Below are 23146 nucleotides of genomic sequence, written 5' to 3'. Positions count from 1 at the left end.
TGTCCCGGTCATCGGACCGCCGCCTCGTCGGCGACGACGCGGCCGTCGCGGACGCGCACCCGGCGGGGCAGCGCGGCGGCGATCTCGTGGTCATGGGTGATCACGGCGATGGTGGTGCCCTCGGCGTTCAGGTCGCGCAGCAGTTCCAGGACCGCCCCGCCCGAGGCGGTGTCGAGCGCGCCGGTCGGTTCGTCGGCCAGCAGCAGGTCGGGGTCGCCGGCGACGGCGCGGGCGATGGCGACGCGTTGCCGCTGCCCGCCGGACAGTTCGTGGGGGCGGTGGGTGAGGCGTTCGGCGAGACCGACGCGTTCCAGGGCCGCGGCGGCGCGGCGGCGGCGTTCCCGGAGCGGCGTGCCGCGGTACAGGAGGCCGTCGGCGACGTTGTCCAGCGCCGTCAGCCCGGGGGCCAGGTGGAACGACTGGAAGACGAACCCGATGTGCCGCGCCCGCAGCGCCGCCAGCTCCCGGTCGGTCAGCCCGGCCACGTCGTGTCCGGCGATCCGGACGGTGCCGCGGGTGGGCCGGTCGAGGCTGCCGACGATGTGCAGCAGCGTGGACTTGCCCGATCCCGAGGGACCGACGATCCCCACCAGCTCGCCGCGCCGGACGGTCAGGTCCACGCCCGCGAGCGCGACGACACCGCCGGGGTACTCCTTGCGGACGCCGGACAGTTCGACGACGTTCACGACTCGGGCACCTCCACCCGTGTTCCCTCGGCGACGCCGTCGCCCCGGACCTCGACGCGTCCGCCGCCGAAGACCCCGACCTCGACCTCGGCCGTCCGGCGCGCGCCGCCCGCGACGATCCGCACGCCGTAGCCGCCGCCGGGCAGCGCCAGCAGCGCCTGCACCGGGACCGACAGCACGTCGCGGCGGGTGCGGGTCGCCAGCGTCACGGTCACCGGGGCCTGGTCCAGGCCGCCCGCCCGGTCCGGGTCGTCGAGTCCGGCCAGGACCTCGATGCGGCTGGTGCCGTCCTCGTCCCTGGTGGCGCGCGCCCCGACCAAGCGGACCGTGCCCCTGGCGGTGCCGCCGCCGGGCAGGTCCACGGTGATCCTCGTGCCGCGACGGACCAGGCCCGCCTCGGCGACCTTCATGCGGAACGCGACCGTCCGCCGGGAGCCGGAGGCCGTCAGCACCGCCGTGCCGGGGGCGGCCCGGTCCCCCGCGGCGGCGTCGCGGCTCCCGACCCGGACGGGCCCCGGGGCGAAGACGATCTGTTCGGGGCCGGCGGTCCGGCCGCGCCGGTGGCCGTTGGCGCGCCGCCAGCGGTCGACCGCGTCCGCGGTGGCGCGGGTGAAGGAGCCGTCCACCGTCAGCGCGCCGCCGTAGCCGAGGGCGTTCAGGTTCTCCTCCAGCCGGCGCACGTCGGGCCCTTTGGAGCCGGTTCTGAGGACGCGGTACATGGGGCGTTCGCCGTACATCAGCCGGACGGGACGGCCGTCCAGCTCGTACAGCCGGTCGCCGCGCCGCAGCACCGTCCCGGCGCCCGGCAGCCAGGTGAGCGTTCCGGCGGCACCTGCCTTGATCTTGCGCTCTCCCCCGTAGCCGAGCGTCCCGTCGACCGTGGTGCCCTCGCTGAGGTCGCCGCGTTCCACCGGGACGGTGGGCAGGGGAACGGCGGTGGCCTTCGGCGGGCCGTCGCCGGTCGTGGTGACGGCGATGCCCGTTCCGGCGGCGACGGCCACGGCCGCCGCGACGCCGAGGAGCGTCCTGCGTCGCATCACCGGGCGTTGCACTCCTTCATGGCCCGCTCGAACCTGGCGGTGTCCCCGCCGGGCCTGATCGCCGGTTGCGCGCTCTTGTCGAACTTCGGATCGGGCATGTCGATGCCGTGTTCGCGCATGCAGCGGGCGAACTTGAGGGCCTTGTCCTTCTCCTCCTGGGTGGGGCCGCTGGGGGCCTCGGGCAGCCCCACCCGCGTGCGGCACTTCCGCATGGCCTCCTGGATCCTGCCGGGGTCGGTGTCCTTGCCGCCCACGGAGATCGACACGCCTTCCTGCCCGGGCTTGGGATCGGCCATCTCGATGCCGTTGTCGCGCATGCACCTGGCGAGCCTGAGCTGCTGGTCGTGGGTGCCGAACCGGGAGTCGGCCCCCGTCCGGCCGCCGGTCGCGCCGCCGGCGCCTGCGCCGTCCGCGCCGCCGCAGGCCGCGCCGAGGAACGCCAGCGCGGCGAGCCCCGAGGCCGCCGCGAGCATCCGGTACCTGTCGAACATCGCAGGGGTCCTTCCGGTCACGGCCGGACCCCGGCGGTCCGGCACCCCACGAACGGTGACCGGAACGCGGCTTTCGTTTCCCTAACCGGACGCTTTATCTTTTCGAAATCCCAGGTCAGGTAGGACGGGGGTATGCGTGTTCTGGTGGTGGAGGACGAGGCCTACCTGGCGGAGCTGATCGCCGAGGGTCTGCGGGCCGCGGCGATGGCCGCCGACGTCGCGATGGACGGGGCCGAGGCGCTGCGCCGGTTCGCGGACATGGACTACGACGTCCTGGTGCTGGACCGGGACCTGCCCGGCGTGCACGGCGACCAGGTCTGCCGGCAGGTGGTGCGCAGCGGGCGGCACACCCGGATCCTGATGCTCACCGCCTCGGGCACCGTCCGCGACCGCGTCGAGGGCCTGGGGCTGGGGGCCGACGACTACCTGCCCAAGCCGTTCTCCTACGAGGAGCTGGTCGCCCGCGTGGTGGCGCTGGGCCGCCGCGCCCGCCCCGCGCTGCCGCCCGTCCTGGAGAACGCCGACATCACCCTGGACACCTCCCGCCGCCAGGCGTACCGGGGCGGCCGCCGCCTGGAGCTGTCGCGCAAGGAGTTCGCGGTGCTGGAGACCCTCCTGCGGGCCGAGGGCGCCGTCGTCAGCCCCGAGGACCTGATCGAACAGGTCTGGGAGGAGCACGTCAGCTACTACTCCAACACCGTCCGTGTGACCGTCAGCAAGCTCCGCGCCAAGCTCGGCGACCCGAACCCCATCGAGACGGTCTCCGGCGCGGGCTACCGGATGGCCCCGTGAGGATCACCGCCCGCGCCCGGCTGACGGCGCTGTACGGCGGGCTGATCCTGCTGGCGGGCGGCGGGCTGATCGCGCTGGTCCACGTCCTGATGCGCCGCGCCCTGGCCCCGAGCCTCAGCCAGGCGATCACGGTGACGGTGTCGCGGGAGACCGCGAGGGCCGTGCCCGCCCGCCCCGCCGAGTACCTCCCGCACCAGCAGGACGAGGCGGTCCGCCTGGCGGACGCCGCCGAGCGGACGACCCTGGACCAGCTCCTGACCGTCTCCCTGGTCGCCCTGGCGGTCTTCGCGCTGCTGTCGATCGCCCTGGCCTGGTGGATGGCGGGCCGCGTCCTGCGCCCCGTGCACACGATCACCGCGACGGCCCGCCGCCTGTCCGGCGAGACCCTGCACGAACGCATCGCCCTGGCGGCGCCGCCGGGCGAGCTGAAGGACCTGGCGGACACGTTCGACGCGATGCTGGACCGCATCTCGGCGCTGGTGGCGTCCCAGCAGCGGTTCGTGGCGAACGCGGCCCACGAGCTGCGCACTCCCCTGGCCGTCCAGCGCGCCGCCCTGGAGATCGGCCTGTCCGACCCGACCCCCGAACGCGTGGCGGAGGTCCGCACCCGCCTGCTGACCGTCGCCGACCGCAGCGAACGCCTGATCGAGGGCCTGCTGCTGCTGTCGGCCAGCGACCAGGGCCTGGACCGCACCGAGCCCGTGGACCTGGCCCAGGTGATCGTCCAGGCGGCGGCGGAACAGGCCCCCGAACGCGAGTCCCGCTCCCTCCGCCTGGACACCCGCCTGGAGCCGTTCGTCCTCCAGGGCGACCCGGCGCTGCTGAGCCACCTGGTCCGCAACCTCCTGGAGAACGCGACCCGCTACAACGTCCCGGACGGCCGCATAGCGGTCCACCTGGACGAGAGCGGCCTGACGGTCACCAACACGGGCCCGAGAATCCCACCCGAAACGGTCCCCCACCTGTTCGAGCCGTTCCGCCGCCTGAATCCCCGCCGCCACACCCGGGGCGAGGGCACGGGCCTCGGCCTGTCCATCGTGACCTCCATAGCGAAGGCCCACAAAGCCCAGGCCACCGCCACCCCGAACCCCGACGGCGGCCTGACCGTCCGCGTCACGTTCACCCGGGCCGCGGAACGGGTCAGCTGTTGATCAGGTGGTTGACGTCGCGGACGAAGCGCCGCCACTCGCCGGGCTTCGCGGCGTTGTAGCGGTGGTTGCGGAGGGCCAGCTCCAGCGTCCTCCGGAGAGGGACCGGGGAGCGCATGACGGCCTCGTTGCGCTCGGCGAGGCGGCGCAGCTCGTCCGAGCCGGGGAGATGGTCGCTCTTGGCGGAGTTGCAGGCGGCGTGGGCGGGGGCCAGGTTCCAGACGGCGTCCAGGTCCGGGCCCTTCCAGCCGCCGTGCGCGCCGAGGCGGTCCATGAGCGCGTACGGGAACACGTGGTCGACGGCGCACTCGTCGTCGGCGTTGATCGGCTGGTGACAGCTCAGGCACCTGCCGTGCTGGAAGCCGATGACCGCGTCCCTGACGCCCGTGACGGGACGGCGGCGGCGCCGGTCGTAGAGGAGCCCGTCGGCGAGGTCGGGCACCAGGCCCTCGGCCAGCAGGGCCGGGCCGATGCCGGTGCTGAACGAGCTCTCCACGATCTCCCAGCGGGACCGCAGCTCGCCGCGCAGGACGTCGATCCGCTCCGACAGCGCCACCCGGCGGAGCGCGGGGGTGAGGCGGACGAGGCGGTCGCGGCCCCGGCCGGTCACCTCGTAGAAGCGGTGCGGCACCTCCGAGCCGTGCAGGTTGTGGAACTTCCGCATGACCATGCCGGGCATGTTGGCGGTCGCGGCCTCCACCAGCCGTTCGGTGGGACGGCCGATCCGGCGGCTCTCCGCGGCCTCCTCGGCGGCGACGACGAGCGGGTCGGTCCTGGTGGCCGGGGCGTTCGGAGACGCCTGGGGGGCGTGTTCCAGGCGTCGCAGGAGGCCCGTCGCGTAGGTGGTGGCCAGTTCGGTGAGCGGGATCTCGGTGCGGTCCTGGGCCGCCGCCTCCAGCAGGGCGTGGCCGAGGGCGAACTTGTAGGTGCGGACGTTCCGCCCCATGAGGACGGCCAGCCGCCACGACGCGTACGGGGTCGGGTCGGCGCGGTAGAAGTCCTCGCTCACGGCGGCTCCCTGGTTCGCTACATTCCCAACTTATGGTGCCTGTCGGACATCGCTGGCGGGGGTGATCGCGTGCCGCATCTGATGATCGTTCGGTACACCGGGGACGCGGAGGACGTGGAGCCGCATGTCGCGGGGCATGTGGAGTACCTCGAACGGCATCACGCCGCCGGGACGTTCCTCGTGTCGGGCCAGACCGTGCCCGAGGAGCTCGGCGGGGCGATCGTCGCCGTGGGGGTGAGCCGGGAGGAGGCCGAGCGGATCGCCGCCGCCGACCCGTTCGTCGTCGCCGGGGTCGCGGAGTACGAGATCGTCACCATCGAGCCGGGCCGCTGCCATCCCGCGCTGGAACCCCTGGTCAAGCGGGTGTGAGCTGCGACGGCTGCGGGACCGGAACCGACGCCTGGCCGCCTCCTGTCGCGGTCGGGACGCCCTCTGGACTCGGACTCCGCAACCCGCGGGCGCGGGCCGTCGGTACCGCCCGGAACCCCCCTGCTGCTCCAGGGCCGTCACGACAACGCCACCCCGGCCGCCTGGGCGCGGGAGGTGGGACGCGGATCGCGAACGACCCTCGGTTGGTCCCCTGAACAGGGGGTTCGTCCGGGGTTGCGGGAAGGTCTTACGTACGCGGTATGTAGTGCTGTAGGGTGCGTGATCACCTGGATCGGGTGATCATGGCTGGGGGCGGGGGCTATGCCCGTATGGGGGATGGTGCTGTCCGCGTTCGCGGAGATCCGCACCAGTAAGGTTCGCGTCACCCTGTCGCTGATGTGCGTGTCGGCGCTGGTCGCCGTGGTGACCCTCGCCATCGCGCTCGGCGGGCTGGCGCAGCAGGCCGTGGTGCAGACGTTCGAGCAGCAGGTCGGGCGGCCGGTCACGCTGACCGTGGACGCCGCCTCGCAGGAAGGGCCGCCCAAGCTGTCCGACGAGGCCATCACGCGGATCGAGGCCGATCTGCGCCGGTACCGGGTCGTGGGCAGCCCGCTGCGGACCGCGCAGGCGCCCGCGTTCCGGCAGGTCCTGCCGGACGGCGTCCGCCCCATCAAGACCGGCGACGACGACGGCGGCGAGCTCAGCGTCGTCGGGGCCGCGTCGAGCCTGGACCGGATCCGGCGGATCTCGGTGGTGTCCGGGCGGTGGCTCAAGCCCGTGGACGACCACCGGCTGGAGCCGCAGCTGGTGGTGAACGCCAAGTTCGCCAAGAAGCTGGGCCCGAACCCCGTCGGGGCCGTCGTCGAGGTCGGGGCGCCCCGCCAGTGGGTGCGGTGCCGGGTCGTCGGGGTGCTCGGCGGCGGCGCGCCCTGGGCCGCCTCGGAGATCTACATGCCGTACCGGGCGATGGCGCGGTGGCAGCTCGGCGAGGAGTCGACCTCGTACGTGGTGCGCGTGCCCAAGGCCGACGCCGCACGCGTGAAGGAGCAGCTCAAGGCCGACGCCGCCCGTTCGTGGGGCCTCGGCCGGGTGGAGATCTATCGGCAGGAGGGCGACACCGGCGTCATCAGCGGGACGTTCGGCAAGGTGCTGCTGGCCGTGGCGGCGTTCCTGCTGGTGCTGGGCTCGCTCCCGGGACTGGTGCTCGGGCTGATGGCGGTGCGGCAGCGGCGCAGCGAGCTGGGCGTGCAGCGGTGCTTCGGCGCCACCGGGCCGGACCTGTTCCTGACGGTGCTGCTGGAGGCGCTGATCGTGTCGTGCGTCGGCGGGGCCCTGGGGATCGCGGGGGTGTACGCGATCAGCGGGCCGCTGTTCGGGTTCCTGCGAGATCAGGGGCCGTTCGCCGAGGCCGACCTGGCGATGGTGTTCCCGTGGCGGGCGGCGCTGCTCGGCATGGGGGTGGCCGTGTGCGTGGGCCTGTTGACCGGCCTGATCCCGGCGCTGCGGGCGATGCAGCGCTCGGTGATCCAGGCGATCCGCAGTTAGGGAGAGCGACCATGCCCCGATGGGGGAACCGCCTGGCCAAGGCCGGGATTCTCGTGGCGGTGCTGGGTGTCGTCGGCGGCACCGGCTATCTGGCGGGCACCGGCGGGGCCACGCCACCGGTGCCGATGGACCCGCTGCCCGCCGCCGACCTGTCCCCGAAGACGATCACTGTGGGGACCGGGACGATCGTCAGCCGGCTCAACGTGGACGCCGTGGTGCGCGCCGACCCGCCGGTCCCGGTCAAGGCGACCAGGCCGGGCACCGTCACCGCCGTGCACCGCCGGGACGGGCAGCTCGTCGGCCGGGGCGAGAGCCTGCTGTCGATCAAGGTGCCGGGGAAGGGCAAGGACAAGACCGTCGCGGTGCTCGCGCCGGTCGCCGGGCGGGTCTCCGGGCTGGCCGCGACCGTGGGGCAGGAGATCACGCCCGCCGAGCCGGTCGCGCAGCTCGACCAGCGCCGGTTCCAGGCCGTCGCCACGATCGACGCCAAGGAGGTGTACCGCCTCTACAACCGGCCCAAGGAGATCAAGCTGGCGATCGACCACGGGCCCGAGCCGTTCCGGTGCCGCCTGCTCGCCTACGGGGCCGGGGCGTCCGGCAAGCCGACCGCGCCGCAGGGGCAGGGCGGCCCGCAGCAGCCCCCGGCTCCCGGATCCGGCGACGGTGACGGCGGTGGTGGCGGCGGTGAGAACGTCGAGGTCACCTGCCGGATCCCGGCCCACCAGCGGGTGTTCGCGGGCATCCGCGCCAAGATGGCGATCACCACGGACCGGGTGGACGACGCGGTGGTGGTGCCGCTGTCGGCGGTGCTCGGGCAGGCGTCCAAGGGACGCGTCACCGTCGTCGGCGAGGACGGCTCGCGCCAGACGCGCAAGGTCGAGCTGGGCGTCAACGACGGCAAGCAGGTCGAGATCGTGAGCGGCCTGAAGGAGGGCGACAAGATCCTCGACCGGGCGCCCGACGACGCGGCGTTCGACGTGCCGCCGGCCCCGCAGGGCGGCCCCGAGGAGGGGCCGACGTCGTGAGCGTCATCCCCGAACCCGGCGACCTGCGCGTCGCCGGACCGCCGCCCGAGCCCGTGCTCGCCGTCGAGGGCGTCACCAAGCGCTTCAAGCTGAAGGGACGCGCGGAGCCGCTCACGGTGCTGGAGGACGTGACGCTGACGGTGCGCCCGGGCGCGACCGCCGCGATCGTGGGGCTGTCCGGCGCGGGCAAGTCCACCCTGCTCAACGTGCTCGGCCTGCTGGAACGCCCCGACACCGGGACCGTCCGCATCTACGGCCGCGAGACGACCACCATGCGCGAACGCGACCGGGCGGGGCTGCGCGGCGAGACGATCGGATTCGTGTTCCAGCAGCTCAACCTGTTGCAGCGGCGGACGGCCCGGCAGCAGGTCGCGGCCCCGCTGCTGTACGCGGGCGGCAGGACGCTGCGCCGCCGCTACGAGCTGGCCGACGAGGCGCTGCGCCGCGTCGGCCTCGGCGAGCGCCTGCACGCCACCCAGGCGAGCCTGTCGGGCGGCGAGCAGCAGCGGGTGGCGATCGCGCGGGCGCTGATCCGCGACCCGCGGCTGATCCTGGCCGACGAGCCGACCGGCGCGCTGGACCCGCAGACGGCGGCGCAGGTGATGGACCTGCTGTTCGACCGGGCGCGGGCCGAGGACCGGGCGCTGGTCCTGGTGACCCACGATCACGTGCTGGCGCGCCGGGCCGACGATGTCTACGTCCTGGACAAGGGACGGCTGTCCCCGGCCTGAGGCCGGTGTGTCGGCTGGAGCCGGGGCGGGGCGTCACCGATCGTGGTCGGCTGGGGATGACGGGTGGTGAACGGTCCTGGTTGATGGGCTTTTCTTGCTGGTAGAGCGATAAGCGAAGAGTTATCCACAGGCTGTGGACGCTCGGTCAGCGGGGAAGCCCCAGACACAGGCGCAGCCAGTGGACGTTCCGCGGGCCGAGCACGGGTTCGGCGGTGGTGATGAGCGCGGCCAGGCGTTCCAGCGCCGGCGGGGCGAACGGCCCGTAGAAGGCGGTGCTGTCCCGCGCCAGCCGGCCCCACTCGTCGACGCCGCGCTTCCGCAGAACGGCGTCATCCGACATCAGCAGCCACAGCATCGCCTCGACGCGCGTCGCGGTGTCCCGCCGCGTCAGCCGCCCGGCGGCGGCCAGCCGCACATGGTACGGCCGCTCCCCGTCGTCGAGCAGCGACCACAGGACTTCGGGCGACGGGACGGAGGAGGACGGGCCGAGCGCGCGTTCCACCTCGCGCACCACCCGGGGCGACGGGTCGGCGATGAGTTCGGCGGCCTGCTCCACCGGACCGCCGAGCAGCCGGACGGCCCGCACCGCCTCGGCCCGCACCCGGACCCGCTCGTGCCCGAGGAACGGCAGTACCCGCGGCACGTCGTCCCGGCCGCCGCACTCGGCCAGCCCGGCGACCAGGGCGGCCGTCCGGGGCTCGCCCGCGTCCAGCGCCGCGCGGTACTCCTCGGCCGGGTCGCCTCCCGCGCGCCGCACCGCCCACTGCGCGACGGCCCGCACCACCGCCGACCGGTCCCCGAGGAACGCCCGCCCCCGCTCCGGCCGCCCCAGCCTCACCAGGCCGGTCAACGCGTCGGCGCGCGTGGGCGCGCTCCGCGAGGTCAGCAGGTGTTCCAGGACGTCGGCGCGCGGGTCGCGGACGGCGCGTTCGACGGCGTCCGCGACGGCGAGCCGACGGCAGACGGTGTCCGGCTCGGTCATCGCCGCCGCCACGACCTCGTCCAGCCCGGCCCGCCCGTCCAGCCAGATCCGGTAGGCCAGCCGCCGCACCCGCCGGTCGCCGTCGGCGCGCAGCCGGTGGAGCGTCGCCTCCGGGGCGTCGTGCAGCTCCCCCAGCAGCGCGTCCATGACGTCTTGGCCGCGCCGCCGTTCCCGCAGGTGCAGGGCCATGGCGGCGGCCCGCCCAGGGTCCGGGGCGACCTGCTCCAGCACGGTTCGGGCCTTCCGCCGGACGGGTGCCGCCCAGTCGGTCGCGCGGATCATCAGGATCGGCAGCAGCGACGGAAGCCGCATCGCGGGCGCGGACAGGGCCGCCTCGCGTTCGCGCCCGTCGTGGGAGCAGGCGGCCAGCAGCACCGCCAGCGGGTCCTCGTCGCGCCGCGCCGCCGCCACGAGCGCCCGCCACCGTTTCCCGGTCCCCCTGTATGCGCTGTGGCTCCGCACCTCGTCGTCGATCCGCGTCCAGGTGCCCGGCCGGGCGGAGGAGAGGGCGCGCAACGCCGCCTCCCCGGCCTCCGGGTCCCCGGCGGCATCCACCAGCCGGTGGACGAGCACCCACATGTCGACGGAACGCCCGTGGTCCAGGTCGTGGACGAGGGCGTCGAGTGTCGTGTCCGTGCTGGTCATCCCCTCATTCTGGGGTGATCGCCGCATGGACGACCACGGTTTTTCCCGGTGGGAAATGCGTTGCGGGGGTGTGCGGGGGGTTCGTAGCCTGAGGGGCGTTCAGCGTGTAGCTCAGCAGCAGAGCACCGGGCTTCAGACCCGGAGGGCGCGGGGGCGGAACCCGCCACGCTGGCTATGGACGAGAAGCAGGAGCGTTCCGGGTACGCCGCCGGGCAGCTGGCGAAGGCGTTCGTGACCGCGGTGACCCACCAGGACGCCGACGTCAGGCGGCTCGCCGAGCGCCGGATGCGGCGGTGGCGGCAGGTCATGGACGGCATCACCGACGGAACGATCTCCGTGGGGGAGCGCGCGCCGGTCGCCGGACTGCCCGTGTGGGCGACGCCCGAGGTCGTCCGGGGCGGGTTCGCCACCGGGAACGCCGCCGCCGGCGGACCGCTCACCCCCCACGAGAGGACCGTCGCCGAGCGCGCCGGGATCCCGGCCGAGCGGCGGGCCGTCTTCGAGCACCACCTCAGCGACGCGGGGATCGCCGGGCTGGCGGAGCTGCTGGACAGCGGCCGGTACGAGGTCGAGGTCCCCGAGGAGGCGGCGCTGCCGGTCGTGGCGTGGCTGCTGCGGGCCGGGGACGTCGCGGCGGCGCTGCGGCTGGTCGAGGAGATCGAGCCCCACGCCGACCGGCTGCGGTTCGCGCCCCGGCCGGGGGACGCGCCGGTGCCCGACCCGTCGGTGGTGTCGCGGGAGACCGTGGGCGACGTCCGGGCCGCGATGGCGGCGCGCGGGCCCAACCCCCGGATCGAGGCCATGAACGAGGCCCTGTCGGTGTGGAACCCGTTCGCCGACGAGCTGCTGGAGTTCTGGCTCGCCGACGACGGCTCGCCGGAGTGGCGGGAACGCGGCCGGGCGCTGCTGGCCCGGTACCGCGGGCTCGCCGCCGTCCACACCCTGTGCACGAAACACCGCAGGCCCAAGGAGAACGTCGGGATCCTGCGGGCCGCGCTGGAGGACCTCGTCGAGGGACGCGAGCCGGACCGGGGCCGCGTGCGGTACGCCGCCCGCTCGATGGTCGCCAAGCGCGGAGAGCCCGGCTCGCGGAGCCACACCGAGCTCCGCAGGGCACAGGCCGCGGTCGCGGAACGGCCCACGCACCACGCGCTGGCGCAGATCGTGCTGAGCCGGCTCTCGGCGCTGCCGCAGACGGTCGGCGTGGACGACGTCGGGCCGCTCGTGCGGCCGGTCACCGGCGACGAGGAGGCGCTGACCGGGATCCCGGCGGGCAGCGAGCTGCCGGAGGCGCTGCGGCACGCCGTCGAACGCGCCCTGCGCGCCCCGATCGGCGCGCTCATCGAACGCGGCGTGGTGCCCTCGGCGGAGGTCCTGGCCGAGCTCGTCCCGCAGATCGTGGCGTCCACGGCGGCCGAGAGCTATGCCGACGAGGCGCTGCGGCTGCTGATGGCCGCGCACTACCGGGCGTTCCGCAACCGGCGTTCGCTCCTGCTCCTCGACCTCGACCACCAGGTCCGCGTCGAGGAGCTGCCCTGGGTGCGGGCCGTGGACGGGCACCGGCGCGTCGTCGACGGCACGGCGCGGACGGCGCTGCGGGAGATCGGCGAGCTGGCGTTGCAGGGGTTCCCGGGCACGATCCTGCCCAACCCGCTGCTCCGCGAGATGGACACCCTGGCCCGGGGCGCCGGCCTGGACGTGGTGTTCGTGGAGGAGCTCGCCGCCGACATCTTCATGGGGGCGTTCTCGGGCAAGTTCCTGCGCGCCGCCAAGCTCGCCGGGAAGCTCCTGGACGGGTCGCTGTACGCGCGGTACTACGACATCGACTACCAGGCGGTCCAGGCCATCGAGGACGTGTCGAGGAAGCGGCGCTTCCGGGCGTCGGACTCCCAGGGGTTCGCCGAGCTGTGCACCCGCCGCGCCGGGGAGGGCGCGCGCGGGTACTCCGTCGCGGCCAACGGCATGGTCATCGAGCAGGCGCAGATCCTCACCACGCACAACCTGGCGGCGCTGGCGGGCCCGGTCGGCGTGCGGCCCGCGCCGGGCTGGGAGGACCTGGCGCGGCGGGCGTTCGGCACGGTGTGCCGTCTGCTGGAGCGCGTCCACGGCAACCCGCGCCCGCTGGGCACGGTCAAGGACGCGGCCTACGCGTGGCGGCAGACGGTGTTCTTCCTGACGATGGCGGGGACGAGCGATTTCGCGTGGCTGCGCGAGGAGGCCGGCCGCCATCCCGCGCACGTCCGGGAACGGCTCGGCCCGGTCCTCGGCGGCCTGCGCGAGGCCGCGACCGGCGAACGCGTCCCCGGCGCGCGCCGCTTCACCGGCTGGGCCGCGGGCGGCCACTGGATGCTGGACCGCACCCGGCGCCGGACCTGAGGACCGCCCCGGTCACCGGTCCACCGCGTAGACGGCCTGCACGACGCCCGCGCCCATGTCCTCGACCGAGCGCAGGGTCAGCGGGACGTCGGCGTCCAGGTCGCCGAACAGCGGCAGCCCCCGGCCGATCAGCACCGGCACCGTGGTGATCGTGAGGTCGTCGACCAGCCCGGCGCGCAGGAACGCCCGCACCACCTGCCCGCCGTCGGCGTACACGCTCTTGGCGCCCCGCCAGGTCAGCCCCGCGACCAGATCGTCCATCGACCGGTACACGGTGACGCGCGGGTCGGCGTCGGCGGGCAGCCGGGTGCTGAGCACCGCGACGTGCTTGCCGTCGTAGCTCCAGGCGTCGGGGCCGAACGTCAGCATCTTCTCGTAGGTGGCGCGGCCCATGACGACGGTGTCCACGCCGTCGATGAACGCCTGGTAGCCGAGGTCGCGCCCGGCGGCCTCGCCGCGCTCGTTCAGCCAGTCGAGGTCGCCGTCGGGGCGGGCGATGAACCCGTCCACGCTGACGCCGATGAACACGCGGGCGGTGAAGGGGCGTGGGGCGCTCATGGCGGGACCTCCCAGGTTTGTGAACGGCTGTTTGATAATCACTGTAGCCGCGACCGCCCAGTTAGTAAGCAAATATTCGTTTACTAACTGGTTCAGGGTTCCACTCGGTAGGGGCGCAGCACCTCGTCGACGGCGGCGCGCAGGACCGGCGCGAGCGGCTCGCCCTCCTGCGTGAGCGCCCACACGATGAGCGTGCCGTTGTAGGTGACCTGGACCGTGCGGGCCAGCCGCCCGGCGTCCGTCCCCTCCGCCAGCTCCCCGGCCGCCACCGCCTCGGCGACGAGGTCGGCGATCCGCCGGCGCATGCGCCGCGCGCCCTCCGCCGCGTGCCCGTGGAACTCCTCGTCGGTCAGGTCCAGTTGCAGGAAGCTCATGCTGTTGGCCAGCTCGGCGGGGGTGCGCACGTCGGCGACCATCGCCTCCAGCGCCGCGTGCAGCGCCGCCAGCGGCGAGCCGTGCCCCTCCCGCGCCTTCCCGAACGGGTCGGAGGACCGCCGGGCCAGCGCCAGCAGCAGGCCGCGCTTGGAGCCGAAGCGCTGGACCAGCGTGGCGGGCGCGAGGCCCGCCTCCCGGGCGACCGCCGCCAGCGTCAGCCCGCCGACCCCGTGCCGCCAGACGGCCCGGGTGGCCGCCTCCAGGATCTCCTCGTCGCTGGTCGTGCGGGGTCTGGCCATCCGTCGTCCCTCCCGGTTCGTAAACGGCTCTTCACAAACGCTACCGCACCGGCTACGTTCATAAACGAACGTACATTTACTAACTGGTGCCGGAGGCCCCGTGTCCCCTTCCCCGTCCCGCCCCGGCCCGCTGCTGGTCGCCCTCTGCCTGGCCCAGACCATGCTGGTGCTGGACGCGGTCGTCGTCACCGTCGCGCTCCCGGCGATGCGCGCCGGGCTCGGCATGGCCGAGGCCGGCCAGCAGTGGATCGTCACCGCCTACGGCCTCGCCTACGGCGGCTTCATGATCGTCGCGGGCCGGGCCGGTGACCTGTACGGACACCGCCGCGTGCTGGTCGCCGGGCTGGTCGCGTTCACCGCCGCCTCCCTGCTGGCCGGGGCCGCGCCGAACGCGCCGACGCTCGTCGCCGCCCGTGCCGCGCAGGGCCTCGGCGCGGCGCTCGTGTCGCCCGCCGCGCTGGCCCTGCTCACCACCACCTTCGCCGAGGGCCCGGCGCGCAACCGGGCGCTCGGGATCTGGGGCGCGGTCGCCTCCGGCGGCGCGGCGGCGGCCGGGCTGGTCGGCGGCCTGCTCACCGACCTGCTCCACTGGCGCGCGATCTTCCTGGTGAACCTGCCGGTCGGCCTGCTGGCGGTCGGCGCGGTGCTGGCCCTGGCGCCCGCCGCCCGGCCCGCCCGCGCCGCGCGCCCCGACCTCGCCGGGGCCGTCGTGCTCACCTCCGGCGCGGTGCTGCTGGCGATGGGCCTGTCCGGCGCCGGCGCGCTCCCGCTGCTGGCCGCGCCGGTGCTGCTGGCGGCGTTCTGGGCCGTGCAGCTGCGCCGCGACCGCCGGGGCGCGGACCCGCTGGTCAAACCCGCCCTGCTCGCCAACGCCCACGTGCGCCACGGCAACCTGATCTGCGTGTTCACCGCCTCGGCGGCGCTGGTGACGCAGTACTTCGGCACCCTGTACCTGCAGAACGCCGCCGGGCTGTCCCCGCTGGGCACCGGGCTGGTGTTCGCGCCGGTCACCCTGGTGATCGTGCTGATCTCCGGGCGGGCCGCCGGGCTGATGGCGCGGTTCGGCGCCCGCGCCCTGCTGCTGGGCGGCGCGGCGGTGACCGCGCTGGGACTGGCGCTGCTGGCGCTCGCGCCCGCGTTCGGCGGCGGCTGGGCGGTGGCGCTGCCGGGCCTGCTGCTCAGTGGCGCGGGCTCGGGCCTTTCGTTCGCGCCGTCGATGGCGGTGGCGACCACCGGCGTGGCCGACGACGACCAGGGACTGGCCTCGGGGCTGCTGAACACCGCGTTCCAGCTCGGCGCGCCGCTCGGCCTGGCCGCGACGGGCGCGGTCGCGGCCGCGGCGACGGGCCCCGCCGCCGCGGCCGACGGCTACCGCGCGGCGTTCTGGGCGGCCCTGGCGCTCCCCGCCCTGGCCGCCGTCATGACGGCGGCGCTGCCCCGCCCGGCCCCCGCCGGAACGCCGGTCGCGCCGGACCGTCGCGCCGTCCGCTGACCCGGGCTCCACCCTGTGGTCGGGGACGCCCCCGACTCCCCGGGTGGGGGTTCCCCCACCCCGAATGGGGTGCTGCCCCCGATGTGCCGCGGGCCCCGGAACGGTGTGATCGAACCATGGCGAACGTTCCGGCGACGGTGAAGATAACGGTGGGCGCGGTGGCGGGGGCCGTCCTGATCGCGGGCATGGTGCAGGCCTCGCCCGCCCGGCACGCGGTCGCGCGGCTCACCGCCGCCGAGTCGTGGGCCACGACCTGGGGCGCGGCGATGCAGCCGCCGGTCGCGGGCGACGAGGACTCCGGCCCCAACTGGTCCCCGCGCGGCTTCCGGAACGAGTCGGTGCGGCAGGTCGTCCGGGTCGGGGCGGGCGGCAGGCGCGTCCGCGTCCGGCTGTCGAACCGGTACGGGGATCGGCCGTTGAAGATCGCCGGAGCGGCGGTCGGCCGGTCGGCGGGCGACGCGCTGGTGTGGCCGGGATCGTCCAGGCCGATCACGTTCGGCCGCGCGGCCGCCACCGAGATCGCGCCCGGCGCGGAGATCGTCAGCGACCCGGTGGAGCTGACCACCTCGCCCATGGAGAAGCTGGCGGTCAGCCTCCGCTTCACCGAGGCGACCGGCCCGGCGACGTTCCACCGCTTCGCGCTCACCCGGAGCCACCGCGCCGCGGGCGACCGCCTGACCGACACCGGCGACGCCTACAAGGAGTCCACCTCCTCCTGGTACTTCCTCAGCGGCGTGGAGACCGAGGGCGGGCCGGGCCGTTCGGTGGCGGTGTTCGGCGACTCGCTCGTCGACGGCGTCGGCACCACCCCCGGGGCCGACGCGCGCTTCCCCGACCGCCTCGCCGAACGCCTCGCCGCGGGCCGCCACGAGCACGGCGTCGTCAACGTCGGCATCGGCTCCAACAAGCTCCTGCGCTCCTCGCCCTGCGGCGGCGAGAGCGCCCTCACCCGGTTCCGGCGCGACGTGCTGGACCGCCCCGGCGTCAAGGCCGTGATCATCCATCTGGGGGCCAACGACATCGGCGCGCCCCAGGTCTCCGACCCCTGCGTCCAGCCCAGTCCCAGGGTCACCAGCGAGCAGCTCGTCCAGGGGCACCGCGAACTGATCAGGGCGGCGCGGGCGCGCGGCGTCAAGACGGTCGGCATGACGCTCCCGCCGATGAAGGGCGCCCTGTTCCCGTTCTGGAACGCCGAGGCCGAGCGCCTCCGCCAGGAGCTGAACCGCTGGATCCGGCAGAGCGGCGAGTACGACGCCGTCGTGGACGGCGCCAAGGCGCTCGCCGCCCCGGACGACCCCCGGATGCCGCGCCCCGGCTACGTCTTCAAGGACGGCCTGCACCCCAACGACGCCGGGCACCTCGCCCTCGCCGCCGCCATCGATCCGGGCAACCTGTGACCGCACTATTCAAGTTTGACTAGTGAAGCGAGGCGGCCTACGGTCGGGGCATGGGCGAGAAGACGATCCCGATATTCCCGTGCCGGTCGGTCGACGCGATCGAGGGGTTCTACGCGGCCCTCGGCTTCGAGACGACCTTCAAACAGAAGAGTCCGAACCCGTTCGTCGAGGTCTCCCGCGGCGATCTGGTCCTCCAGTTCTTCGGGCTGAAGAAGTACGACCCGGCCGCCTCGATGCACATGTGCTACGTCGTCACCGACGATGTGGACACGCTGTACGAGGCGTTCCGCTCCGGCCTGAAGGCGTCGCTCGGCCGCGTGCCGACCCGCGGCCTGCCCCGGATCGGCGCGCTCAAGGACATGACCTACGGCGTCCGGCAGTTCCTGCTGACCGACACCGACGGCAACCAGCTGCGCATCGGCATGCCGATCTCCGACGACTTCGCGCACGCGCCCGTCCCGGAGGAGCCCGTCGCCCGCGCCCTCCACCTGGCCATGCAGATGCTGGACTCCAAGGAGGACCTGCGTTCGGCGACCACGATCCTGGACCGCCTGCTGGACTCCGACCACCCGATGACCGCCCCGGAACGCCTGAAGGCCCTGGTCATGCGCGCCGACGTGGCGTTCCGCGACGACGACGCCGCGCGGGCCCGCGCCCTGCTGGACGAGGCCCGCGCCCTCCCGCTGACCGACGGGGACCGCGCCGAGGCCCGCGACCTGTTCCGCCGCATGGAGGACCTGGCCGAGGCCGCCGCCTCCTGACCCGCCTCCGCCCCCGGGCCCGCTCGCCCGTACGACGCCCCCGCGCCCGCCCCGGGCCGGGGGCGTCGCGCATTGTCTGGTCTCTGCGTTCTTCTCCGGTGTGTCGGCTGGAGCGCGATGTGCACAGGCCGCGATCGTGTCGTGCACAAGGAGGTAAAGCCTGGGGACAGCGCTGGGGACTCCCGGTGCACGACGTTGTCCACCGGACGGGCCGCGTTGTGGAGACGAGATGCCCACAGGCTGTGAACGCCCTGTGGGCGACCGTGGCCGAGAGGGCCGCTTTCCCCTGTTCAGAGCGTTATCCACGGAGTGGATGACGGCCCGGGACGCCTGGGGGTGAACTGGGGAGGAACGGTGGACGACCGCGTCGGCCCGTGAACCACAGGTTGTGCACGGAAGTTATCCACAGGCTGTGGATTCTGTGGATGACGGGACGGTCGATCACCGACACCCCAAGACTGTGGAAACACCCGGCGCGGGATGTGCGAAACCCCTGATCAACTGGGGATTCCGCTGTGGAACCGGACCCCGTCCGTCCCCTCCACCGCAGGTCGGAGCCTGTGTATGAAATTCCCCCCAGCCTGTGGACAACTCCGCTCAGCGGGTGGCCGACGCCACGAACAACGGGATCGCCGCGAACGCCCGGCCCCGGCGCGCCCGCTCCCGCTGCTCGGCCGTCCACCCCTCGGCCTCCGCGTCGGTCACGGCCCCGGCGGCCCGCGCCGCCTCCGCCACCCTCGCCAGGAACGCCTCGACCCCCGGCTCCGCGAGCACGACGGTGCGGACCTCCACCGCCACCTCCCCGAACCCCGCGTCCAGCAGCAGCGCCCGGAACGCCCGCGCCGCGCGCGGACTCGGCACCAGATCGGCCCGCGCGCGCACGATCCGCCGCGTGAGCTCCCCGTCGTCGGAGTCGATCACCAGCACGTCCCAGTCCTGCCCGGTCAGCACGGCCCGCCCGCCGGGCGCGAGCACCCGCCGCGCCTCCGCCAGCGCCCGCCCCGGCTCGGCCAGGTCGTGCAGCACCTTGTCGGCCCGGTACCCGCGCAGCTCCCCGTCCCCGAACGGCAGCGCGCACGCGTCCCCGACCCGGAAGTCCCCGCCGGGGAACCGCTCCCGCGCCAGCCCGACCATCCGCTCGTCGAGGTCGACGCCGACCGCCCGCACGCCCCTGGCGGCCAGTTCGACGACCGCGCGGCCCGCCCCGCAGCCGACGTCGGCCACGAGCCCGTCCGGCGGCAGCAGGTCGTAGGTCCGGGCGCGCACCTCCGGGACTCCGGGCAGCGTGTCGAAGGCGTCGAGGATGGCCGTCAGCTCGGAGGGGGAGAACCGCGATGTGGACATGTTCCCCATGCTGGGGCTTAATGCCGACATGAAGTCAAGCGTCAGGAACACCGGCGCGGCCGCCACGACCTTCCCGCGCCGTGGATAACCACGTCACAGGTGCGCCAAGAGCCCGGCAAGGCGGGGAACACGCGTTCGATCCGGTGCTACGCTCGCGATCCCATGGGGCACCTTCTCAACGAGCCGATCAGCGCCGAGCACGACCCGTCGGGACGGCTCACCGCGTACGAGTGGCGGGGGGCGCGCTACGCGGTGGACGAGGTCCTGAAGACCTACGGCGCGGCGCCCGAGACCCGGATCTACCGGGTCCGGATCACCGGCGAGAACGGCCCCGCCGTCGCGGAGCTGGGCCGTGACGCCGACCGCTGGCGCCTCCGCCACGTCTTCTCCGCCTGACCACCCGCCCGGGTCCCCCGCCCCGGCCGACCAGGTGGTCTGGCGGCGGGTCGAGGGTATCGGGCGGGCTCCGCTCCACCTGATGACCGCCCGGATCGGGCGGCGACACTACGCCCCGCACGCGCACGAGGAGTACGCGATCGGGGTGACCGTCGCCGGGGTCGAGACCATGGTGTACCGGGGCGAGCGCATCCGCTCCGGCCCCGGCGACCTGGTGATCGTGGAGCCGGGCGAGACCCACACCGGCGGCCCGGCGGGCGACGACGGGTTCACCTACCGGGTGTTCTACCCGAGCGTCGAGCTGCTCGCCGAGGGCTCCCGGACGGTCCCCCACTTCCGGGACGCGGTGCTCACCGACCCCCAGGTGTCGGGCGCGCTGCGGGCGGCGCACCTGGCGCTCAGCACGCCCGGCGATCCGCTGGAGGGGGAGTCGCGGCTGCTGTGGGCGCTCGCCGCGCTGGTCGGCCGGCACGCCGAGGCCGCCGCCCGTCCCGTCGGCCCGCCCGGCCGGGGCGCGCACGTCGCGCGGGCCGTCACCGCGCGGCTCGCCGACGCGGTGACCGACCCGCCGACGCTGCACGACCTGGCCGCCGACCTGGGCATGTCCCGCTACCAGGTGCTGCGCGCGTTCCGGGAGGCCACCGGCATGACGCCGTACGCGTGGCTGGCGCAGCACCGGGTGGCGCGGGCGCGTTCGCTGCTGGACGCGGGGCGCCGCCCGGCGGAGGCGGCGGCGCTGGTGGGCTTCGCCGACCAGGCGCACCTGACCCGCTGGTTCCGGCGGGTGATGGGCGTCACGCCGGGGGTGTACCGCAACGGCGTTCAAGACGGCGCGGTGCTGCTGCGCCGACACTGAGCACGGGCCGCGCCAGGGCGGCGCGGCCCGTGTCAGGAGGACGCGGTGAGTAGGCGGGGCTGGGTGCTGTTCGCGCTGATGAGCGTGTTGTGGGGCATCCCCTATCTGCTGATCAAGGTGGCGGTGGAGAACGACATCTCGGTGCCGGGCGTGGTGTTCGCGCGCACGGCCCTGGGGGCGCTCGTGCTGCTGCCGCTGGCGGTGCGGACCGGCGGGTTCGACAAGGTCAGGAAGCACTGGAAGCCGGTGCTGGCATTCGCCGCGCTGGAGGTCCTGGGGCCGTGGGCGCTGCTGTCGGACGCCGAGCGCACCCTGTCCAGCGGCATGGCGGGCCTGCTGATCGCGGCGGTGCCGATCGTGGGGGTGCTGGCGGCGCGCGCCACCGGCGACAGCGAGCGCCTCGGCCCGCTGCGCTGGGCGGGCCTGCTGCTCGGCCTCGGCGGGGTCGCGGTGCTGGCCGCCCCGCAGCTTGACGGCGGCAGCGCGTGGGCCGTCGCCGAGGTCGCGCTGGTGGTGGTCGGGTACGCGACCGCGCCGCTGATCCTGGCGCGGAAGCTGGGCGACGTGCCGAGCCTGACGATGACGACGGCGTGCCTGGGGATCGCCGCGCTGATCTACGCGGTCCCGGCGGCGCTGACCGCCCCGGCCACGCTGCCGCCCGGCCGGGTGCTGGCGGCGCTGGCCGTGCTCGGGGTGGCGTCCACGGCGGTGGCGTTCGTCCTGTTCTTCGAGCTGATCCGGGAGGTCGGGCCGACGCGCGCCCCGGTGTTCACCTACGTGAACCCGGCGGTCGCGGTCGCGGCCGGGGTGCTGTTCCTCGGCGAGTCGCTGACCTGGGAGATCGCGGCGGCGTTCGGGCTGATCCTGTGCGGGTCGGTGCTGGCGACGCTCCGCCCGCCGAAGGGGAGGCCGGTCGCCGTCCCCGAGGCGGTGGAGGTGGACACCGTCAAGGGCTGAGCCGTGCGGCCCGGGGAACGCGCCCCGGGCCGCACGCGCGTTCAGCGCAGCGTCACCACGAACTTCCCGGCCCTGCCGATGTTCCCGGCCGCGTCGATCGCCCGGTACTCGATCGTGTGGCGTCCCTTGCCGAGCCTGCCGTAGGTCAGGTGGTCGATGACGGTGCCGTTCTCGGTGAACAGGAACGGCTTGGTCGAGTCGGTCGGCCAGCCGAAGTAGTTGAACCAGCCGTCGCCGTCCACCCGGAACTCGTTGACCACCGTGCCCGGACGGTCGTCGGCCCCGGTGAGCCTCATGGTGAACGGCCCGTCGAACACGTACTCGCCGCCCTTGGCCCGCGCGGCCTTGGACAGCTCGAACGTCGCGGTGGGCCGGTTCGCGTCCACCGTCCAGGTGCGCGTCCCCGACCCGACGCGCGCGGTGACGGTGTGGGTGCCCGACCTCAGCCGGAACCGCTTCAGGTCCAGGGAGCGTTCCCCGCCCCGGACCCTCCTGCCGTCCAGCGACCAGCGGACCGTCGGCACCCGGTGCGTCGGGTGCGTGGTCTCGGCGTAGATCACGTCGCCCGCGCCCACCGGCCGGTCGGTCGGGGTGGTCGGGCCGAATCCCGCGGGGTCGTTGCGCGGCGGCGTCGTGACCTTCGTGTCGACCGTCCAGGTGCGGGACTGGGTGAGCGCCGGGGAGTTCCGGATCCCGGGATCGCGGACGAACGGCGTCGGGTCGGTGACGGTCGCGGTCACGGTGTGCGTGCCGGGCTTGAGCCGCAGGTCGCCGAGGTCGAGGTTCCGGGTGCCGCCCTTCAGCCTCCTGCCGTCGACGGTCCAGGTCACGGCCAGGTCGTGGCCGACCGGATGGGTCGTCTCCAGCCACAGCACCCGGTCGGCGCCCACGGGCGCGTCGGTCGGGGTGTGGTCCTGGATGAGGCTGACCTTGCCGGAGATCCGCTGCGTCATGCGTTCGCGGCCGACCTGGTCGAAGTAGTAGCCCAGCGTCTTCATCATCGAGTGCCGGCTCGGCCGCCACACGCCCTTGGTGGAGTACAGCCCGCCCTCGTGGCGGCCGATCACGCCGCCGGACTCGCTCTTCTCGCCCAGCCAGCGCCACCACTTCTTCTTCTGCTCGCGCATCTGCCGCTCGGTCAGCAGCGTGTGGTGGATCGACTCCGGCTCGGGCCCGGTGTAGGTGCCGCCGGGAACGCCGCGCTGGTAGTAGTCGTACTCGTCGTCCAGGCCGCCCAGCGAGTGCCCCAGCTCGTGCGGGGTGATCAGCGCGGACAGGGCGTTGCCGCCGGACGCGGTCGCGTAGGCGCCGCCCGCGCCGCCGTAGGTGTCGCTGTTGGCGAGCGCGAGGATCTGCCGGTTGCCCGCGTTGGTCCCGGCGACCAGGTCGGCGTAGGACTTGGCGGCGGTGGCGTTCATCGTCAGCAGGCGCTGCGGGCCCGCCTCCTTGCAGCCGCCCCAGAACGCCATGCCGAGCGGGGTGGTGCGGCGCGGAGAGGACAGGGCGGGATCGCAGCTCACGCCGGACTCGTCCGAGGCGATCTCGACGGCGTAGACGTTGACGTAGCTGCGGTAGGACTTGAACGGCTCGATCGTCCACAGGTCGGACAGGTGCTTGTCGACGTGGGCGCGGAACTTCGCCCGGTCGGCCGACGTGTACCCGTCGCCCAGGATCACCAGGTTGAAGCGCTTGGCCGGGTCGCCGGTGACCTGCACCGGGACCACGGTCGCGGGAGCGGCGGCGTGCGCGGGGGGCGCGGCCAGCGCGGTCAGCGGAACGAACGCGGCCGTGACGAGCGCCGCCTTCCTGCCTGTCCTCATGCACGGACCTCCTCGGGCCCGCGCGTGGTGGACGGGGTCATTCCAGGGGGAC

General features: G+C 74.3%; 22 protein-coding genes. 13 read left to right on the top strand and 9 right to left on the bottom strand.

Going from position 1 to position 23146, the window contains the following annotated elements; translation table 11 throughout:
- Positions 1 to 8: 8 nt before the first annotated feature.
- The 3 genes from AKI01S_RS14815 to AKI01S_RS14805 are packed head-to-tail and all read right to left on the bottom strand — an operon-like array spanning position 9 to position 2217.
- The gene (locus AKI01S_RS14815) at positions 9 to 686 is read right to left on the bottom strand and encodes an ABC transporter ATP-binding protein (RefSeq protein WP_067816744.1); all 678 of its coding nucleotides are present in this window, start codon (positions 684 to 686) and stop codon (positions 9 to 11) included.
- On the bottom strand, positions 683 to 1723 hold the full coding sequence (locus tag AKI01S_RS14810) for a peptidoglycan-binding protein (RefSeq protein ID WP_067816740.1): 1041 nt from the start codon (positions 1721 to 1723) through the stop codon (positions 683 to 685). Before AKI01S_RS14810 ends, AKI01S_RS14815 begins: the two co-directional genes overlap by 4 nt.
- On the bottom strand, positions 1723 to 2217 hold the full coding sequence (locus AKI01S_RS14805) for a hypothetical protein (protein WP_067816737.1): 495 nt from the start codon (positions 2215 to 2217) through the stop codon (positions 1723 to 1725). The genes AKI01S_RS14810 and AKI01S_RS14805 overlap by 1 nt, the downstream gene beginning before the upstream one ends.
- 132 nt (positions 2218 to 2349) lie before the next feature.
- Between AKI01S_RS14805 and AKI01S_RS14800 the strand changes: the two genes are divergently transcribed.
- Both AKI01S_RS14800 and AKI01S_RS54260 read left to right on the top strand, forming a co-directional pair.
- On the top strand, positions 2350 to 3009 hold the full coding sequence (locus AKI01S_RS14800) for a response regulator transcription factor (protein ID WP_067816734.1): 660 nt from the start codon (positions 2350 to 2352) through the stop codon (positions 3007 to 3009).
- Positions 3006 to 4160: a sensor histidine kinase gene (locus AKI01S_RS54260; RefSeq protein WP_281186076.1), complete on the top strand. Its 1155-nt coding sequence runs from the start codon at positions 3006 to 3008 to the stop codon at positions 4158 to 4160. The genes AKI01S_RS14800 and AKI01S_RS54260 overlap by 4 nt, the downstream gene beginning before the upstream one ends.
- Here AKI01S_RS54260 and AKI01S_RS14790 read toward each other — a convergent pair.
- Positions 4150 to 5166, bottom strand: coding sequence for an HNH endonuclease (locus tag AKI01S_RS14790; protein ID WP_067816731.1), 1017 nt, complete (start codon positions 5164 to 5166; stop codon positions 4150 to 4152). The genes AKI01S_RS54260 and AKI01S_RS14790 overlap by 11 nt on opposite strands.
- 81 nt (positions 5167 to 5247) lie before the next feature.
- On the opposite strand from AKI01S_RS14790, the gene AKI01S_RS14785 reads away from it, so the two are divergent.
- From AKI01S_RS14785 to AKI01S_RS14770, 4 genes are all read left to right on the top strand, one after another.
- A complete protein-coding gene (locus AKI01S_RS14785) occupies positions 5248 to 5535 on the top strand; it encodes a YciI family protein (protein WP_067816821.1) in 288 nt (95 codons plus the stop codon).
- Positions 5536 to 5856: 321 nt separating this feature from the next.
- Positions 5857 to 7080: an ABC transporter permease gene (locus tag AKI01S_RS14780; protein ID WP_083999577.1), complete on the top strand. Its 1224-nt coding sequence runs from the start codon at positions 5857 to 5859 to the stop codon at positions 7078 to 7080.
- Positions 7081 to 7091: 11 nt separating this feature from the next.
- Positions 7092 to 8105 (top strand): permuted SH3 domain-containing protein, encoded by a 1014-nt coding sequence (locus tag AKI01S_RS14775; protein ID WP_067816725.1) that lies wholly within the window; start codon positions 7092 to 7094, stop codon positions 8103 to 8105.
- On the top strand, positions 8102 to 8836 hold the full coding sequence (locus tag AKI01S_RS14770; RefSeq protein ID WP_067816722.1) for an ABC transporter ATP-binding protein: 735 nt from the start codon (positions 8102 to 8104) through the stop codon (positions 8834 to 8836). Before AKI01S_RS14775 ends, AKI01S_RS14770 begins: the two co-directional genes overlap by 4 nt.
- Positions 8837 to 8981: 145 nt before the next feature.
- Here AKI01S_RS14770 and AKI01S_RS52640 read toward each other — a convergent pair whose 3' ends face one another.
- The gene (locus AKI01S_RS52640; protein WP_067816719.1) at positions 8982 to 10463 is read right to left on the bottom strand and encodes a hypothetical protein; all 1482 of its coding nucleotides are present in this window, start codon (positions 10461 to 10463) and stop codon (positions 8982 to 8984) included.
- A 174-nt stretch (positions 10464 to 10637) separates the two neighbouring features.
- Between AKI01S_RS52640 and AKI01S_RS14755 the strand changes: the two genes are divergently transcribed.
- Complete coding sequence (locus AKI01S_RS14755; RefSeq protein WP_067816717.1) at positions 10638 to 12839, top strand: hypothetical protein; 2202 nt, start codon at positions 10638 to 10640, stop codon at positions 12837 to 12839.
- A gap of 12 nt (positions 12840 to 12851) precedes the next feature.
- Here the strand turns inward: AKI01S_RS14755 and AKI01S_RS14750 are convergent, their stop codons facing one another.
- Together AKI01S_RS14750 and AKI01S_RS14745 are read right to left on the bottom strand one after the other, a co-directional pair.
- Positions 12852 to 13397 carry a dihydrofolate reductase family protein gene (locus AKI01S_RS14750; protein ID WP_067816714.1) on the bottom strand — a complete coding sequence of 182 codons (546 nt, stop codon included), beginning with the start codon at positions 13395 to 13397 and terminating at the stop codon, positions 12852 to 12854.
- Positions 13398 to 13489: 92 nt separating this feature from the next.
- On the bottom strand, positions 13490 to 14071 hold the full coding sequence (locus AKI01S_RS14745) for a TetR/AcrR family transcriptional regulator (protein ID WP_067816711.1): 582 nt from the start codon (positions 14069 to 14071) through the stop codon (positions 13490 to 13492).
- A gap of 100 nt (positions 14072 to 14171) precedes the next feature.
- Here AKI01S_RS14745 and AKI01S_RS14740 point away from each other — a divergent pair, with 100 nt between their 5' ends.
- The 3 genes from AKI01S_RS14740 to AKI01S_RS14730 all read left to right on the top strand — a co-directional run bounded on the left by AKI01S_RS14740 (position 14172) and on the right by AKI01S_RS14730 (position 17721).
- Entirely contained in the window at positions 14172 to 15563 is a 1392-nt protein-coding gene (locus AKI01S_RS14740) for an MFS transporter (protein WP_083999575.1), read from the top strand.
- Between the two features lie 116 nt (positions 15564 to 15679).
- The gene (locus AKI01S_RS14735; protein ID WP_067816709.1) at positions 15680 to 16960 is read left to right on the top strand and encodes an SGNH/GDSL hydrolase family protein; all 1281 of its coding nucleotides are present in this window, start codon (positions 15680 to 15682) and stop codon (positions 16958 to 16960) included.
- 50 nt (positions 16961 to 17010) lie between these two features.
- The gene (locus AKI01S_RS14730) at positions 17011 to 17721 is read left to right on the top strand and encodes a bleomycin resistance protein (protein WP_067816706.1); all 711 of its coding nucleotides are present in this window, start codon (positions 17011 to 17013) and stop codon (positions 17719 to 17721) included.
- Positions 17722 to 18318: 597 nt separating this feature from the next.
- Here the strand turns inward: AKI01S_RS14730 and AKI01S_RS14725 are convergent.
- Entirely contained in the window at positions 18319 to 19065 is a 747-nt protein-coding gene (locus AKI01S_RS14725) for a methyltransferase domain-containing protein (protein ID WP_067816703.1), read from the bottom strand.
- Between the two features lie 162 nt (positions 19066 to 19227).
- Between AKI01S_RS14725 and AKI01S_RS14720 the strand changes: the two genes are divergently transcribed.
- The 3 genes from AKI01S_RS14720 to AKI01S_RS14710 all read left to right on the top strand — a co-directional run bounded on the left by AKI01S_RS14720 (position 19228) and on the right by AKI01S_RS14710 (position 21274).
- On the top strand, positions 19228 to 19461 hold the full coding sequence (locus tag AKI01S_RS14720) for a hypothetical protein (protein WP_067816700.1): 234 nt from the start codon (positions 19228 to 19230) through the stop codon (positions 19459 to 19461).
- An 82-nt stretch (positions 19462 to 19543) separates the two neighbouring features.
- Positions 19544 to 20317, top strand: coding sequence for a helix-turn-helix transcriptional regulator (locus AKI01S_RS14715; RefSeq protein ID WP_083999589.1), 774 nt, complete (start codon positions 19544 to 19546; stop codon positions 20315 to 20317).
- A gap of 45 nt (positions 20318 to 20362) precedes the next feature.
- Positions 20363 to 21274, top strand: a complete 912-nt coding sequence (locus AKI01S_RS14710; protein ID WP_067816694.1) for a DMT family transporter — start codon at positions 20363 to 20365, stop codon at positions 21272 to 21274.
- A gap of 41 nt (positions 21275 to 21315) precedes the next feature.
- Here the strand turns inward: AKI01S_RS14710 and AKI01S_RS14705 are convergent, their stop codons facing one another.
- Entirely contained in the window at positions 21316 to 23094 is a 1779-nt protein-coding gene (locus tag AKI01S_RS14705; RefSeq protein WP_083999574.1) for a M64 family metallopeptidase, read from the bottom strand.
- Positions 23095 to 23146 lie beyond the last annotated feature (52 nt).

It is taken from the genome of Actinomadura kijaniata NBRC 14229, from assembly GCF_001552175.1.
Lineage (GTDB): Bacteria > Actinomycetota > Actinomycetes > Streptosporangiales > Streptosporangiaceae > Spirillospora > Spirillospora kijaniata.
Note: the sequence above shows the minus strand (reverse complement) of the source record. Positions and strands in the feature narration are given on the sequence as shown.